Origin of the sequence: Lysobacter niastensis (genome assembly GCF_015453285.1) — a bacterium.
GTDB classification, from domain to species: Bacteria; Pseudomonadota; Gammaproteobacteria; order Xanthomonadales; family Xanthomonadaceae; genus Lysobacter_J; species Lysobacter_J niastensis.
Genome location: NZ_JADLZT010000001.1, coordinates 18,035 through 33,587, shown reverse-complemented (window position 1 = coordinate 33,587; position 15,553 = coordinate 18,035). Strand labels below are relative to the sequence as shown.

Annotated in this window: 12 protein-coding genes; 1 reads left to right on the top strand and 11 read right to left on the bottom strand. The window is 67.5% G+C overall.

All coding sequences use genetic code 11. The features are described from left to right. Positions 1-19: 19 nt before the first annotated feature. The 7 genes from IU514_RS00155 to IU514_RS00125 all read right to left on the bottom strand — a co-directional run bounded on the left by IU514_RS00155 (position 20) and on the right by IU514_RS00125 (position 10,285). Positions 20-769, bottom strand: coding sequence for a copper homeostasis protein CutC (locus tag IU514_RS00155; RefSeq protein WP_194929047.1), 750 nt, complete (start codon positions 767-769; stop codon positions 20-22). A gap of 10 nt (positions 770-779) precedes the next feature. Continuing rightward, entirely contained in the window at positions 780-1,793 is a 1,014-nt protein-coding gene (locus tag IU514_RS00150) for a glycosylasparaginase (protein ID WP_194929046.1), read from the bottom strand. A 55-nt stretch (positions 1,794-1,848) separates the two neighbouring features. After that, on the bottom strand, positions 1,849-2,889 hold the full coding sequence (locus IU514_RS00145; RefSeq protein WP_194929045.1) for a glucokinase: 1,041 nt from the start codon (positions 2,887-2,889) through the stop codon (positions 1,849-1,851). Positions 2,890-3,125: 236 nt separating this feature from the next. Continuing rightward, positions 3,126-5,243, bottom strand: a complete 2,118-nt coding sequence (gene recG, locus IU514_RS00140; protein WP_194929044.1) for an ATP-dependent DNA helicase RecG — start codon at positions 5,241-5,243, stop codon at positions 3,126-3,128. A gap of 141 nt (positions 5,244-5,384) precedes the next feature. After that, the gene (locus IU514_RS00135; RefSeq protein ID WP_194929043.1) at positions 5,385-7,811 is read right to left on the bottom strand and encodes a TonB-dependent receptor; all 2,427 of its coding nucleotides are present in this window, start codon (positions 7,809-7,811) and stop codon (positions 5,385-5,387) included. A 63-nt stretch (positions 7,812-7,874) separates the two neighbouring features. Then, positions 7,875-9,041 carry an SO2930 family diheme c-type cytochrome gene (locus tag IU514_RS00130; protein ID WP_194929042.1) on the bottom strand — a complete coding sequence of 389 codons (1,167 nt, stop codon included), beginning with the start codon at positions 9,039-9,041 and terminating at the stop codon, positions 7,875-7,877. Next, entirely contained in the window at positions 9,038-10,285 is a 1,248-nt protein-coding gene (locus IU514_RS00125) for a parallel beta-helix domain-containing protein (protein ID WP_194929041.1), read from the bottom strand. The genes IU514_RS00130 and IU514_RS00125 overlap by 4 nt, the downstream gene beginning before the upstream one ends. Positions 10,286-10,459: 174 nt before the next feature. Here IU514_RS00125 and IU514_RS00120 point away from each other — a divergent pair, with 174 nt between their 5' ends. Further along, positions 10,460-11,497, top strand: coding sequence for an AraC family transcriptional regulator (locus tag IU514_RS00120; RefSeq protein WP_228760379.1), 1,038 nt, complete (start codon positions 10,460-10,462; stop codon positions 11,495-11,497). A 165-nt stretch (positions 11,498-11,662) separates the two neighbouring features. On the opposite strand, the gene IU514_RS00115 is transcribed toward IU514_RS00120, so the two are convergent. From IU514_RS00115 to gmk, 4 genes are all read right to left on the bottom strand, one after another. Beyond that, positions 11,663-12,046: a RidA family protein gene (locus tag IU514_RS00115; protein ID WP_194929040.1), complete on the bottom strand. Its 384-nt coding sequence runs from the start codon at positions 12,044-12,046 to the stop codon at positions 11,663-11,665. 51 nt (positions 12,047-12,097) lie between these two features. After that, complete coding sequence (locus IU514_RS00110) at positions 12,098-14,281, bottom strand: RelA/SpoT family protein (protein WP_194929039.1); 2,184 nt, start codon at positions 14,279-14,281, stop codon at positions 12,098-12,100. Positions 14,282-14,474: 193 nt separating this feature from the next. After that, positions 14,475-14,774 (bottom strand): DNA-directed RNA polymerase subunit omega, encoded by a 300-nt coding sequence (gene rpoZ / locus IU514_RS00105; protein WP_194929038.1) that lies wholly within the window; start codon positions 14,772-14,774, stop codon positions 14,475-14,477. Positions 14,775-14,926: 152 nt separating this feature from the next. Further along, positions 14,927-15,544: a guanylate kinase gene (gene gmk, locus IU514_RS00100; RefSeq protein WP_194929037.1), complete on the bottom strand. Its 618-nt coding sequence runs from the start codon at positions 15,542-15,544 to the stop codon at positions 14,927-14,929. Positions 15,545-15,553: the final 9 nt, after the last annotated feature.

Below are 15,553 nucleotides of genomic sequence, written 5' to 3'. Positions count from 1 at the left end.
CGCCGCCGCGCGGCCATGCCTACTGCGGCGGCGGAGTGCCGGGCGTGTCGAGCGCCCGACGTAGCGCACGGACGGCGTCGCGATCGGTCTGCTGCCAATTGCTGTCGAGCCCGGCCAGTTGCGCATTGCGGTGGCGCATCGCCGACACGCGCACCGCCTTGGCTGAAGCGTGGAACTCGCGCGCCTGCGTGCGCGCTGCGACTTCGCGAACATTGCCGGCGTTGAGGCCGGCGCCCGCCATCACCCGGATCCGGTGCTCGGCCTGCTGCACCATCGATGCGATCGCATCCGCGCCTTCGAGCGCGGTCGTGCTCGCCCCCGATGTCAGGACGCGATGGCAACCCAGCGTGATGGCCGCTTCGAGTGCCTGGGCTGGATCCCGCGCCGCGTCGATTGCGCGATGGAACGTGATGCCCATGAATCCTGCCACGACGACCAGCTCGCGGCACGTCGCCATGTCGACGTGACCGTCGGTGTCGAGCGCGCCAATCACCACGCCATCGCAGCCCAGGCGCGCGCAAACCTCGATGTCGCGCAACATGACATCGCGCTCGAACTCGTCGTAGTAGAAATCGCCGGGTCGCGGACGGATCAGCACGTACAACGGGATCCGCATGCAGTCCCGCGTGCGCGCCAGCGTCCCGTAGGATGGCGTGCAACCGCCTTCGCCAAGGTTCTCGCACAGCTCGATGCGATCGGCGCCGCCGTCCTGGGCCGCCAGCGCGGAACCCAGCGAGTTCGCGGCGATCTCGAGCAGCGGCATGCTCATTGCGGCGTGCTCATTCTTGTTCCGTGGTGTACACCGAAGCGGCGTCATGGAGACGGTCGTGCGGGCCCGGGCCGCCGTCCTGCATCGCATAGACGAAGCCCTTGTGCAGCGCGAACGCGCCGGTCTCGCCGTGCTTGTTCATGGCGAGGAAGCACACCTGCATCCGCTTGCTCGCTTCCGGGCGCTTGCGCACGACGCGATCGATCGCCTCCCGGCAGGCCTGCGCCGGCGAACGTCCTTGCCGCATCAGTTCTACGACGAGGAAGCTTGCTGCGTTCCGGACCATTTCCTCGCCGACGCCCGACGCCGTCGCGGCGCCCACCTCATTGTCGACGTACAGGCCGGCGCCGACGATCGGGCTGTCGCCGACACGTCCGTGCAGTTTCCAGGCCATGCCGCTGGTAGTGCACGCACCGGCCAGGCGTCCCTGCGCATCGAGCGCGAGGATGCCGAGCGTGTCGTGGTTGCTGGCATCGCCGGGACGCTGCCTGCGCTCGGCATTGATCTGCGGTTCGTACTTCGCGGTCTTGAGCCATTCGCGCCAGGCCGCCCGCGCCTCGTCGGTCAGCAGCGGCGTCTTCTCGAAGCCCTGTTCGACGGCGAACTGCTGGGCACCCTGCCCGACCAGCATCACGTGCGGGGTCTTTTCCATCACCGCCCGCGCCACCGAAACCGGATGCGCGATGTCCTCCAGCGCCGCGACCGCGCCACAACGGCCGTCGCCCGCCATGATGCTCGCGTCGAGCGTGAGCACACCGTCGCGGTCGGGATTGCCGCAGCGGCCCACGGTGGGGTTGCACAGGTCCGCCTCGGCCCAGCGCGCGCCGGCTTCGACCGCATCCAGCGCGCTGCCGCCCCCGGCAAGCACAGTCCATGCCGCGCGGTTGGCGCCGACGCCAAAATCCCACGTCGATACCACGCGTGCGCCGGAAGCTGCCGCGATGGGGGCGGCCTGTCCTCCGGGCAGCGCAAGCGCACCGGCGGCCATCAGGGAGGACTGAAGGAACTGACGCCGGCTGCTCATGCTCGAGGGGTCCAGGGCTTGGGGGCTAGGTCGCTCGACATCCGGCCGCGCCGGGTCAGCGATCGCCGTTGCGCTCGAAGTACCACGCGGCCGCACCGACCAGGCCGAGCTGGCCATGATCGACCAGCCACACAGGCACGCGTGCGAGCACCTCGCCCAGCACGCCCTTGTTGCGGAAGCGCGCGGCGAAGTCGCTCTCCATCAGCAGCGCGCTGATCTGCGCCGGAATGCCGCCGGCCAGGTAAACGGAAGCCGCACCGAAAGTGACTGCAAGGTCGCCAGCGAGGCTGCCGAGCAGGCCGCAGAACATGCCCACCGCTTCGACCGCGTGCGCATCGCTGCGCTCGTAGGCGGCGGCGGTGATCATCACCGGCGAATCCAGCTCGGGCGCGCGGCCGTCGATCTCGCACAGCGCGCGATACATGTTGAGCAGGCCCGGACCCGACAGCACGCGCTCGTTGTCGACGTGCGACCAGCGCTTGAGCAGGTGCCTTACGAGTTGCAGCTCACGATCGTTGCCTGCGGCCAGCGATGCGTGGCCGGCTTCGCTGGCCAGCACGCTCGGCCGCGATCCCGGTTGCAGGTTCCGCGGCAGGTACAGCGATGCGCCGAAGCCGGTGCCGGGCCCGAGCACCAGCGCCGGCCCCGCGCGCTCCGCCGCACCATCTTCGGGACCGCAGACGCGCGACATCGCGGAGGGCTCGATGTATGGCATCGCACAGGCGACCGCTTCGAAATCGTTGAGCAGGCCGATGTGCCCGATGCCGGCCTCCCAGCGCGTGCGCTCCAGCGAGACCGGCCAGGGCAGGTTGCTGTTGATCAGCGTGTCGCCTTCCAGCCGCCCGGCGATCGCGACCACGGCGTGCTCGGCCTGCACCGAGTCAGCCTGCGCAGGCACGGCTTCGGCGAAGTCGCGCAGGATCGAAGCCAGGCTCGGATGGCTCGCGCAGGCATAGCGGCGGTATTCGAGGACGGCCACCTTGCCATCCTCGCCCATCTGAACCAGGCCCAGGCGCGCGAAGGTGCCACCGACATCGGCGGCAATGAACGGCTGCCCGAGGCTCAGGCCGGCGCGGGAACGAATCGAATCAGGCATCACGGCAAGCTTCGGGGGAGACGAGGCATCGGAGGCTGGAGGCGCATGATGCCCACTCCCGATGTCGAACTGAGGTCGTGGGCTCCCGCCATCCGGACCGCCTGTCGGAGCCAGGGCAGCCTGTCCTTCACTTGCGTCGTGCATGAAAAACCGCTGGGGGGAGTTCGCGGAGGGCCGATTATTCACCAAACGGCGCGACTTTGTATCGATGAACAGGCCGATGTTCGCCCAGAGCGTCAGGCGGAGGCATAGCGCATCGCGCCGCCTACCCAGCGGGCGACGATCCGTTCCGCCAGCTCCGGAGATTGCTCCAGCAACTGTTCGCCGATGCGCTGGACCTGCGGCAACAGGTCGGCATCCCGTGCCAGGTCGGCGACGCGGAAACTGGCAAGGCCGGTCTGGCGGGTGCCAAGCAGTTCACCTGGGCCGCGCAGCTCCAGGTCCTTCTCGGCGATGACGAAGCCATCATTGGTTTCGCGCATCGTCTCCAGCCGCTGCCGCGCCATCTGCGACAACGGCGACTGGTACAGCAGCACGCAGCTCGACGCCGCACTGCCGCGGCCGACCCGCCCGCGCAGCTGGTGCAATTGGGCGAGGCCGAGCCGTTCGGCGTTCTCGATGATCATCAGCGACGCATTGGGGACATCGACACCGACCTCGATGACCGTCGTCGCAACGAGGAGGTCGATGGCGCCGTCCTTGAAGGCACGCATCGTCGACTGCTTGTCGGCCGCTTTCATGCGACCGTGCACCAGCCCGACGCGCAGTTCCGGCAGGCGTTTGGACAGGTCTTCGAACGTACTCTGTGCGGCCTGCGCGATGACCTCGTCGCTGTCGTCGATCAGCGTGCACACCCAGTAGGCCTGGCGCCCTTCGGCGCAGGCCTTGCGGATGCGCTCGACCAGTTCGGGACGGCGTTCCGCACTCAACGCCACCGTCTGCACCGGGGTGCGGCCCGGCGGCAGTTCGTCGATCGCGGAAACGTCGAGGTCGGCGTACGCCGCCATCGCCAGCGTTCGCGGAATCGGCGTGGCGGTCATCACCAACTGGTGCGGAACGATGGCATCGCCATTGCCGCTGCCGCCGGTGCCCTTGTCGCGCAGCGCCAGGCGCTGGTGCACGCCGAAGCGATGCTGTTCGTCGACGATCGCCAGCGCCAGGTCGTGGAAAGCGACGCCCTCCTGCATCAGTGCGTGCGTGCCGACTACGACCTGCGCATGCCCGCTGGCAACTTCCTCCAGCACTTTCGCGCGCGCCTTGCCGGTGACTTTTCCGGCCAGCCAGGCCACGCGTACGCCCAGCGGCTCCAGCCAACCCCGCAGGTTGTTGAGATGCTGCTCGGCGAGCAGCTCGGTCGGCGCCATCAGCGCAGCCTGCTGGCCCGACGCCACGGCCAGCATCGCCGACATCGCCGCCACGACGGTCTTGCCGCTGCCGACATCGCCTTGCACCAGGCGCAGCATCGGATGCGGCCTGGCCAGGTCCGAACGGACCTGCGCGAACACGCGTTGCTGCGCGCCGGTCAGTGCGAACGGCAGGTTTTTCTCCAGCCGCTTCGCCAGCGCCGGTTTTTCAAGCACAGGGGCCGCATGCGCCTGCTGCGCGATGCGCTGGCGGCGCAGGCTCAGGTGGTGTGCCAGCAGCTCCTCGAGCGCGAGCCGCCGCTGCGCAGGATGGCGCCCGGTCAGCAGCGCGGCGACATCGGCGTCCTGCGGTGGACGGTGCACGGTCAGCAAGGCTTCGCGCAGGGAAGGCAGTTGAAAGCCGTCACGCAGTTCGCGTGGGAGCAGTTCCAGCGACGCTTCGTCCGGCAGGCGATCCAGCGCGAGTCCGATCAGGCGCCGCAGCGACGCCGGCCCGATTCCCTCGATGGCTGGATACACCGGATCCAGGCTTTCGCCAAGCGCGGCATCGGCACCGTCGTCGAGCACGCGGTAGCTGGGATGCACGATTTCCAGCCCGTGCTGCCCCGGTCGCGGGGTTCCATAGCAGCGCACACGGACGCCCGGCCGGAACTGCGCCACCTGCGCGGCGCGGAAATGAAAGAAACGCAGCACGAGCGTCCCGTGCGAGTCGTCGCTCACGGCCACGCGCAGCATCGGCCGGTAACGGAAGCCGCGCTCGACCGCCTCCACCCGCCCTTCCACCTGCACCGCCACGCCGGGCTGCAACAGCCGGATCGGCACGATCGCGGTGCGGTCCTCGTATTGCCTGGGCAGTTGCAGCCACAGATCCTGCAAGGTCGACAATCCACGCGCCGCGAGCTTCTCGGCCACGCGCGGACCCACCCCGGGCAGGCAGGTGATCGGTTGCGTGTGGAGGTCGACGGTGACCCCGTCCTTGCGCGTCGGCATCGCAACAGCATGCCGGGATCGGCGGCGAAAAAAAAACCCCGGCGCGTACCTCGCCGGGGTCGGGAAATCGGAAGCACCCGGGGTCTGACGCCCCGGAGTACCGCCTTGAGCCACACGCGCTGTGGGGCGTGGTGCGCCCGGTCAGAACCGGGCGCTGAGTTCCACGCCGTAGGTGCGCGGTTCGGTCATGCGGGCACCGACCGTACCGAGCACCGTCATGCCATAGGTGCCAAACGTATTGACGTACTGGTTGTCGAGGAGGTTGTTGCCGTACACGGCGACGCCCCAGTTGCCGTTCGGCGCGGTCCAGCCGATGCGCGCATCGAGCGTTTCCTGTGCCTCGCCCGCCTCGACGGCACCAAACCGGCCGCAGCCCAGCACGCTCACCGACTCGTCGTTGCTGCGGCATTTGCCGACGTAGGCGTAACGCATCGCTGCACGCACGTCGCCCATGTCGGCCAGGCGCCAGACGTAGTTCACGCCCGCGGCCATCGACCACTCCGGCGCGCCGGTCGGCTGGCCGCCGAGGTCGACGCCCTGCGGATTGACGTAGCTCTTGTAGGTCGAATCCAGGTACTCGGCGTTGAAGTCGAAACCGAGGCCGTCGGTGGCCTGCCAGCGCAGGTCGAAGTCCACGCCCCAGGCTTCCTGGTCGGAGGTGTTGACGACGAAGCGCGGAATGTCCGTCGTCATGTCCAGCGTGACCGCCTGGCGGTTGTCGTAGGCGTAGTAGAACACCGACGCGTTGTAGGACAGACGGTAGTCCGGCAGCGTGTGCTTGATGCCGGTCTCGAAGTTCCAGACGTCCTCGTTCTCGAACTCGCTGCCGATCTGCAGCGCGTTGAAGCCACCGGCCTTGTAGCCCTTCGCCAGCGAGGCGAAGCCCATCAGGTTGTCCTGGAAGTGGTAGTCGACGACGAAGCGCGGGCTCCAGTCGTCCCACGACTTCTTGGCGCGGTTGAGCACGCCCTTGTTCATCACGGCGGGCGGGTCCACGAAGGCGACGTCGAAGACCAGCGCTTCCTTGGGGATGCCGATCGCGTCGAGGAAGCCGATCGCATCCAGCAGGTTCAACTGGGCATCGAGTTCCGGCGCGCTACGCAGGTCGTTGAACCAGGTGAACTCCTTCTCATCCCGCGTGTAGCGCAGGCCGGCGGTCAGATTGAGCTTGTCGCTGACGCGCCAGATCACGTCGCCGAACGCAGCGTAGGCCTTGGTATCGAGCGTGTTGACGAACTTCTCGTTCCACGGCAGGCCGTGCAGGTTCACCGGAATGCCGAACATGTTGGCGGCATCGCTGATCGGCCCGAACAGGCCACCCGGAGGCGCCAGGCCCAGGTTCTGCGCGAGCGTATCGACCGAGTCGGTCAGCACGTTGACCTCGCTGGTCTGGTCGGCGTCTTCCTGGAAGTAGCTGACGCCGGCGATCCAGTCGATGCGATCGGTGCTGCCGTTGAGCTTGAACTCCTGGTAGAAGTTCTCGTTACTCTCGGTGTTGGTCGAGTCGACGTACAGGTAACTGAGGTTGGTGCCGTCCTCCTCGACGCGGTTCATCGAGTCGTACTGGTGCCACGCGGTGGTCGAGGTCAGGCTGCCCCAGCCGAAGTTGTGGTCGACGATCAGGGTCGCACCGTCGAACTCGCGGGTTTCGCCATTGACGGCATCGGATGCCGTCGGAATGTGCAGCGGATCGAGGAACGAGTCCGGATCGGCGGGCGCCGCCGGCAGCGCCGGCAATGCCGGGATCGGCACGACGCCGGTGGTGGCCTGGCCGTTCTGGTCCAGACTCTCGTGGTCCCAGGTGATCCACGCGCGAGTGTTGTCGCCGAAGCGGGTCTGGAACGCGGCACGCGTGGCCCAGTTGTTCTCGGGATTCAACTCCTCGCCCGTGACGGAGTCGTGCAGCCAGCCGTCGCTGTGGTTGAACAGGCCGTTGAAACGGAACGCCGAGTCCTCGGTCACGGCGACGTTCGCCATGCCCTCGAAGTACGTCTTGTTGTCATTGCCCAGGCGCAGCTTGCCGCTGGCCGCGTTCTCGTTTTCCGGCCGGCTGGTGATGATCGAAATCGCACCCGCCGCGGTGTTGCGGCCGAACAGCGTGCCCTGCGGGCCCTTCAGTACCTCGATGCGCTGCACGTCGGTGAACGGCAGCAGCACGCCGCCGCCACGGCCGGCGTAGACGCCATCGACATACACGCCGACCGCCGGGTCGGTGCCGATGCCGAAGTCGTCCGTGCTGATGCCGCGCAGTTCGAAGCTCGGCTGGGTCGGCTGCAGGCTGTTGACCTTCAGGCCCGGGACGAAGCTGTCGATGTCGCCCAGGTCTTCCGCGGCGATGTCGTCGAGCAACTGCTCGGTGACCACCTGCAACGCGATCGGAACGTCCTGCAGTTCCTGCTCGCGGCTCTGCGCGGTGACGGTGATGGTGTCGAGCTGCTTCGCCGTCATCTGCGGCGTTGCGGACTCGGCCTGCTGCGCGTAGGCGAGCGGCATGGCCGCGGTGAACACGAGACAGCCGGACAACGCCCGCTGCATGCATACAGCGAGCCGTTTCTTGCGTGGCGACATCGGAACTCCCCTCCCAATGGCTTTTCTTTTAGTTATCGCAGGCGTTCGCCTGCGGTGCGTGGACTACTGCGACGCGACTTCCGTTCCCTCAGTACGGCAACTGCCCAGCCACGCCCGGATCCAGTCGCGGACCAGGGCGACGCCTTCTTCATGCACGGTGCTGCGTCCGAGCTCGGGCATCATCGCGCCCGGATCGAGACTGTTCATGCGATAGACCAGGATCGACGCGTCGGGCTGGCCCGGCACGATGTCGAACAGATGATCGCCGGTGCCCTGCCCGGCCGCGACCGGCGGCTTGCACAGGCCGAGGCGGCGCGGCTCCTTGGTGGCGGCGTCGAGCCAGAGGCCGGAGGTGTCGGCCGGTCCCTTCGGGTTGTGGCAGTGGCCGCAGTTGATGTCGAGATAGGCACGCGCGCGGTCTTCGACCTTCGCGCTGCCATCGTCATAGCGCGCGTTGCGCGGGACGTTCGCCTGCGGCAGGCCCTGCAGGCGGCCCAGCGAGACCATCCGGTCGAGCTGGTTCTGGCCGGCGTGCCATGGATCGTCGCGGTTGATGTGGCGCGCCTTCAAACCGATCGGATGCAGCGCGCGCGTCGTGTTGTTGCTGGCGTGGCAACCGGCGCACTGGTTCTCGTCCGGCACGATGTAGGTGAACGACTGCGTCGTGCCGGTGTGCGCTTTGCGCAGCTCCAGCGGGATCGCATCGCCGGCGCGGGCCAGCGTGGCTTCGGTCTGCTCGACGTTCCACACGTACGGCAGTGCGATCCAGCCCTGCTCGCGGCGCACCAGCAGGCGCGTTTCTATCAGCCGCACCTTGGCCAGGTCCAGGCCGTCGCGCGTTTCCTCCGGCGTCTCGGCCACGCGCAGCACGTCATCGGTGCCGCCCGGTGCGCGCGGGTAATAGAACGTCTTGCTGATGATGGTCCCGACCGGGAGGTCGAACGCCTCCTGGCCGTCGTACTTCGCATGCGCGCCCGGCGGCATCCACACCGTGCGCAGCTTGTGCGCGTAATCGCTGAAGAGCGCGGTGTTCAATGCATAGGGCTCGACGCCCTCGTTGAACCGCAGGCGCCCGTCCTCGATCTGGAACACGTGCCAGTCATCGAGCTTCTGCGGCTGGCCCTGCGCATGGAACTCCACCGGTGCGCCAGCGCGCTCGCAACCGCCCAGTCCGAGCGCCGCCAGCACGATTGCAAGGGAAAGACACCGCCACATCGAACTGCCCTTCATGCCGCCGGCGCTGCCTTCGCGGCCGTCGCCGCGCTGTCGCCGGGAAGGGTAACGGTCGGCAATGCCGGCAGCTTGCAGCGCACTTCGTCGGTCACCATGCGCGGGTTCTTGTACTTCTCCGGGCCATCGGCGTTGAGCGTGGCCGCGGTGCCGTTGTCGACGCACATCTGCGGGCCACCGGCGCGCTTGGTGTTGTAGTAGCCGTCCCACAGCACGTCGGGCAGACGTCCGTTGAGGCCGAACATCGCCACCTTCAATGCCTTCAGGTCGAGGCCGTCGGGCTTGTCGCCACCACCCTTGAAGCGGTTGCCGTGGATGTGGATCTCTTCCGGGTACGGATCGAAAGCCTTGGCCACGCCGCTCTCGTTCATGTAGCCCGTCGAGTAGTAGCTGGAGACGATGACGTTGGCGGTCTGGTTGTCGGCGATGTCGTTGTCAAAGATCTCGACGCGGTCGTTGGAGTTGATGACCACGCCGGAGCCTGCCGGCACGCTGGCCACCGCCGCGCCCTTCGCCGCGAAGTTGCCAGTGTTGTTGGCGACGACCTTGTTGCGATAGACACGCGTGGTGTGGCCCGGCTGCGGCAGGTTGGGCATGTTGAACACCAGGATGCCGCCGGTGTTGTTCGTCGCCACGTTGTCGTATACGTCGGCGCCGATGCTGTTCTCGATCTCGATGCCGGCGACGTTGTACTCGGCGCGGTTGCGTCGCACCACCACGTTCTTCGACTGGCCGACGTAGATGCCGGCATCGGAGGCGGCGATCGCCACCGAGTCCTCGATCAGGACGTTGGTGGTCTGCACCGGATAGATGCCGTAGGCGCCGTTGGTCGTCTTCGGGCCGCCGGTCCATTCCACGCGCACGCCACGGATGGTGATGTTCTCGCCTTCGTTGACCTTGAGACCGTCGCCCTTGCTGTCCTCGATGGCGAGGTTCTCGAGCGTGAAGTTGCCGGCATTGACCAACAGCCCCTCGGCGCCAGTCTTCTGCCCCTTGAAGCTGAGGATGGTCTTTTCCATGCCCGCGCCGCGGATGGTCACGCCGTCCACGCGCAGGTTGAGGCTGCGGTCGAACGCGAATCGGCCGGCCGGAATCTCGATGACGTCGCCCGGCTTGGCGTCGAGCAGGCGCTCGATCAGCACCTTCTGATAGCTGGTGTCGGCAGCCGCCGCCGGTTCCTGCTTCTGGCAGGCCGCCAGCGCCACGCAGCCCGTGATCGCCGTGGCGAGAATGATCCGCTTCATCCGACTCCATCCTGTCAGCGCGGCCTGCGGCCGCCCATGCCAGGTATCGCCACCCGCTTCTGTGCGGTTGGACGGTCCCCTGGCCCCAATCGCCAGTCTGTGACGACCGGGCGGCGTGCGTGGAGGGCAAAGGCGGCATACTCAGGGGGGGAAACCGGACAAGCTACGCCACGCATGCAAGCCATCGACAACGACGACCCCCGCCTGAGCACCGCCAACATCAAGAGCGGCATGATCGCCGGGCTGGTGGCGATGGCCGGCGAGACCGGCGTGCCTTGCGAGCCTTGGTTCGCCGGGCTGCGGCTGGGCCCGGCCGAGTTCAGCGGCGACAACGCCGCCTACCTGTCCTACCGCCAAGCCTGCCAGATCATCCGCCGTGCCATGCGCAGCCTGCCGATCCAAGGGTCGGGGCTGGCGCTGGGCGTGCGCCAGAACATCGGCCACTTCGGCCTGCTCGGGCTGGCGATGCTGACCGCCCCCGATTTCGGTCAGGCGCTGCGCCTGGGCGTGCAGTACGCGCCGATCACCGGGGCCATGATGGAACTGGACCTCGACGATGCCGGGGACGGCGGCGTCGGCTTCATTGCGTTCATGCGCAGCCCGGATGCCGAGCTGGAACCGTTCCTGTGCGAGGAACTGTTCGCCAGTTCGCTGATGCTGTGCCGCGGCCTGCTGGGCCCGGAATTCCGGCCGCGGGTAGTCGAACTTGCCTACCCGGCGCCGGATTACGCGGACGACTATGCCGCGCTGTTCGATTGCGCGGTGCGCTTCGCCTGTGCGCGCAATCGCGTCGTCATCGATGCCTCATGGCTGCGCTCGCCGATGCCGGCCCACAACTCCGCCAGCGCGCAGCAGGTGCTGGCGCTGTGCGACGAACAGATGCCGGCGGACGAATCGCGCAGCGAGATAGTGGCCGTGGTCGAACGCCTGTTGCGCATGCACCTGGCCGACAACCCGCGCCTGGTCGACATCGCCGACAACCTGCACCTGACCGAACGCACGCTGCGCCGTCAGTTGCGTGCCGCGCAGACCAGCTTCACCGAGCTGCACGACCGCGTGCGCACCGAATCGGCGCGCGCGCTGCTCGCCGATCACAGCCTCAGCATCGCCCACGTCGGCGCCGCGGTGGGGTTCCGCGACGCCCGCGAGTTCCGCCGCGCCTTCAAGCGCTGGACCGGCGTGGCACCGCGGGAGATGCGCTCGCAGGGGTGACACGGATCAACTCTCTCCCGCCCATCCTTCGACTCCGGCCTGCGGCCTACGCTCGGGACGAACGGGGTTTGAGACCACAGCGATACTCGCACCGTTCGTCCTGAGCGTAGGCGCAAAGCGCCGGAGTCGAAGGATGAGCGGGGCAGTAGCCTCAGCGCCTCAAACTCAGTCGAGCACCATGATGGCGTCGACCTCGAACCCGGCGCCGCGCGGCAGGCCGGACACCTCGATCGTCGAGCGCGCCGGGAACGGTGCCTGGAAATACTCGCCCATCACCGCATTGACCGCGGCGAAGTTGCCCAGGTCGGTGACGTACAGGCCCAGCCGCACTACCTGGCCCAGCGAGCCACCGGCGGCTTCGCAGACCGCCTTGAGGTTGTCGAACGCGCGACGCGTCTGCATCGAGATGTCGCCCTCGACGATCAGGCCGGTAGCCGGGTCGAGCGGGATCTGGCCCGAGAGGAACACGGTGCCGCCGGCGCGCACGGCCTGCGAGTACGGACCGATCGCGGCAGGCGCCTTGTCGGTGTGGATGATCTGACGGGACATGGGGCGCTCCGGATTCAAAGGAGCGCAGTTTAGCGAAGCCGGCAGCCGGCCTTACATCCTCTGCACGCCGAGCACGACGTTGAGCCGGCGCACGCGCCGCATCACGTCTGCCAGATGGCGGCGGTCGCTCACTTCGATGGCGAAGCGCATCACGGCCACGTTGGCGTCGCGGTCGAGGTATTCGACGCGGTCGATGTTGGATTCAGCCTCGGCAATGGCAGCCGCGACCTGCGCCAGCGAACCGGGCCGGTTGTCGACCTCGATGCGCAGCGCCGCGGCGAAATCGCCTGCGACCTCGCGGTCCCAGCCGATCGGCACCCAACGGTCCGGCGACTTGCGGTAATCGGCGACGTTCGGGCAATCCAGCCGGTGCACCACGATGCCCTTGCCGGCCGTGTGGTAGCCCATGATCTCGTCGCCCGGGATCGGCAGGCAGCAGTTGGCAAAGCTGATCACGCCGCGCTCGGAACCGGTGATCAGGATCTTGTCCTGCGACATCGGCGCCGGCTCGACGGGACGTGCGCCGCGCTTGCCCGGCGCTTCCCGCGCCAGCGCCTGCGCCACCTGCTGCGGCATTCGGTTGCCGAGCGCGATGTCGGCCAGCAGCGCTTCCAGCCGCGGGTAGCGGAACTCGTTGAGATAAGCCTCCAACCGCACCGCCGGAATGCGGTCCAGCGAAATGCCCAGCGCCTCCAGCGCACGGTCGATCATGCGGTGACCGAGCTGCACCGCGTCCTCGTGCTCGAGCTGCTTGAGCTGCTGGCGGATCGACGTGCGTGCCTTGCCGGACACGACGAACTCCAGCCATTGCGGCTTCGGCGTCGACGACTTGGCGGTGATGATCTCCACGCGCTGGCCGCTGGCCAGCTTGGTACGCAGCGGCACCAGCTTGCCGTCGACACGCGCGGCCACCGCGCGGTTGCCGACGTCGGTGTGCACCGCATAGGCGAAATCCAGCGCCGTCGAGTTGCGCGGCAACGCCATGATGTCGCCCTTGGGCGTGAACAGGTAAACCTCGTCCGGGAACAGATCGACCTTGACGTTCTCGAGGAACTCCAGCGACGAGCCCGTGGAACGCTGCGATTCGACCAGGCCGGCGATCCAGCTGTGTGCGCGGCTCTGCGCGCTGTTGGGGCCATCGCCGCCGTGCTTGTACGACCAGTGCGCGGCGATGCCGCGCTCGGCGATCAGGTCCATCTCCTCGGTGCGTATCTGCACCTCGACCGGAGAGCCGTAAGGCCCGAACAGCACCGTGTGCAGCGACTGGTAGCCGTTGGCCTTGGGAATGGCAATGAAGTCGCGGAAGCGGGAATCCAGCGGCTTGTAGGCCGCATGCACGACGCCGAGCGCGTGGTAGCAGTCCGGCACGCTGCGCACGACGACGCGGAAGCCGAACACGTCCATCACCTGGGCGAAGCTCTTATGTTCGCCGCGCATCTTGGTGTAGATGCTCCAGGGCGATTTCACCCGGCTCACCAGCCGGTGCATCAGCTTTTCCTTGGCCAGCCGCTGCGCGAGGTGCGCCTCGATCTGCACCAGCGACTCGCGCCGCACCACCGGCTGCGTGCGGATGCGCTTGGAAATGACTGCATGGCGCCACGGATGCAGCGCGCGGAATCCCAGGTCCTGCAACTCGGCCTTGATCAGGTTCATGCCGAGGCGCTGGGCGATCGGCGCGTAGATCTCCAGCGTCTCGCGGGCGATGCGGTGGCGCGCTTCCACGCTCTGCGCGCCGAGCGTGCGCATGTTGTGGAGGCGGTCGGCGAGCTTGATCAGGATGACGCGCAGGTCGCGCGACATCGCCAGCAGCATCTTGCGGAAGCTCTCCGCCGTGGCTTCCTGGCGATCGCGGAACTGCAGTTTGTCTAGCTTGGTAACGCCGTCGACCAGCTCCGACACAGTGGCGCCGAACTCGCCGGCCAGCGCCTCGCGAGTCAGCGGCGTGTCCTCGATCGTGTCGTGCAGGATCGCCGCGACCAGCGTCTCCACGTCCAGGCCTTGTTCGGCCAACACTCGGGCCACGGCCACGGGATGGGTAATGTAGGGCTCGCCGGACTTGCGGGTCTGGCCGGCGTGCGCCGCCGCGCCGATCGCCCAGGCGCGGCGCAGCAAATGGCGCTGCGGCTCGGGCAGGTATTCGGCGGTGCGCTCGAACTCGCGCACGTAATCCGGCAGCTCCGCCTCGTCGAAGGCGGGAATGGCAGGCAGGCTCAGTGCTGACGCAACGGGGGTCATATCCGGAATCTACGCGCGCAACGGCGCGGGGCGCAATGCGGAACATGGGGGCCAGCAATCACATTTTTAACGTCTGCGATGGCGTGCGCATTGCGGGACGCCCAAACGCAAACGGCCCCGCAGGGGCGGGGCCGTCGTGTGCCGGCGCTGAGCCGGGGGCGAGGCCGCGTGAACGGCCCGCCGCGTGGGCGTATCAGTCGTCGCCCTTGGACATGTCTTCGTCGGCCACGACTTCGGCCGCGGCCCACTCCAGCGCCTCGCGCTCCTTGCGCTCGCGCTCGGCCTTCTCGACCGCATCGATGTAATCCGGATTGATCTGGCGCGCGGCGATCTCGCGCAGCGCGAGGACCGTCGGCTTGTCATTGGCTTCGCTGTTGTCCAGCTGCGGCTCGACGCCGTTGGCGAGCTGGCGGGCGCGCTTGGCGGCCATCATGACGAGTTCGAAGCGGTTGTTGACCACTTCCAGGCAATCTTCAACGGTGATGCGGGCCATGGGGCTCCTGGCGGCCGGAAGGCCGTCATGCAGGCTTGAGGGACCGGAAATGTTAGCGGCAGATATCCACAGGAGCAAGCCCCGCCTTACGAATCAGGAAGTTAGCTTGAAATCCCGGCACCCCAGCCACCTGAACAGGGCGACTACCCAGGTCAATCGTCGACCAGCAGCGCGGTGATCAGCCGCGAATGGCGGGCGACCTGCTGGTCGCGGCGGACGCGGCTGGCGGTGAAGATCGCGCACATCTCGTCGACGGCAATCGGAAAGTGCTCGTTGACGATGACGTAGTCGAACTCGCCGTAGTGCGACATCTCTTCGCGTGCGGCATCCAGGCGCTGGGCGATGACATCCTCGCTGTCCTGGCCGCGGCTTCGCATGCGCTGCTCGAGGGCCTCGCGCGATGGCGGCAGGATGAACACGCTGACCGCGTCGGGCACCTTGCTGCGCACCTGGCGCGCACCCTGCCAGTCGATTTCCAGCAGCACATCCTTGCCCGAAGCGAGTTGCGGCTCGACCGACTGCCGAGCCGTGCCCTTCCAGTCGCCATGCACGCGCGCATGCTCGAAGAAGTCGCCGACCTCGACCATCTGCTCGAACTCCGTCGCGCTGACGAAGTGGTAGTGCTCGGCGTGGCGCTCACCCGGACGCGGCTGGCGCGAGGTGAACGAGATCGACAGGCAGATGTTCGGATCGCGTGCGAGCACCGCATTGACGATGCTGGACTTGCCGGCGCCCGAAGGGGCCGCGACGATGAAAAGGGTTCCGCGCATCACGTTTCC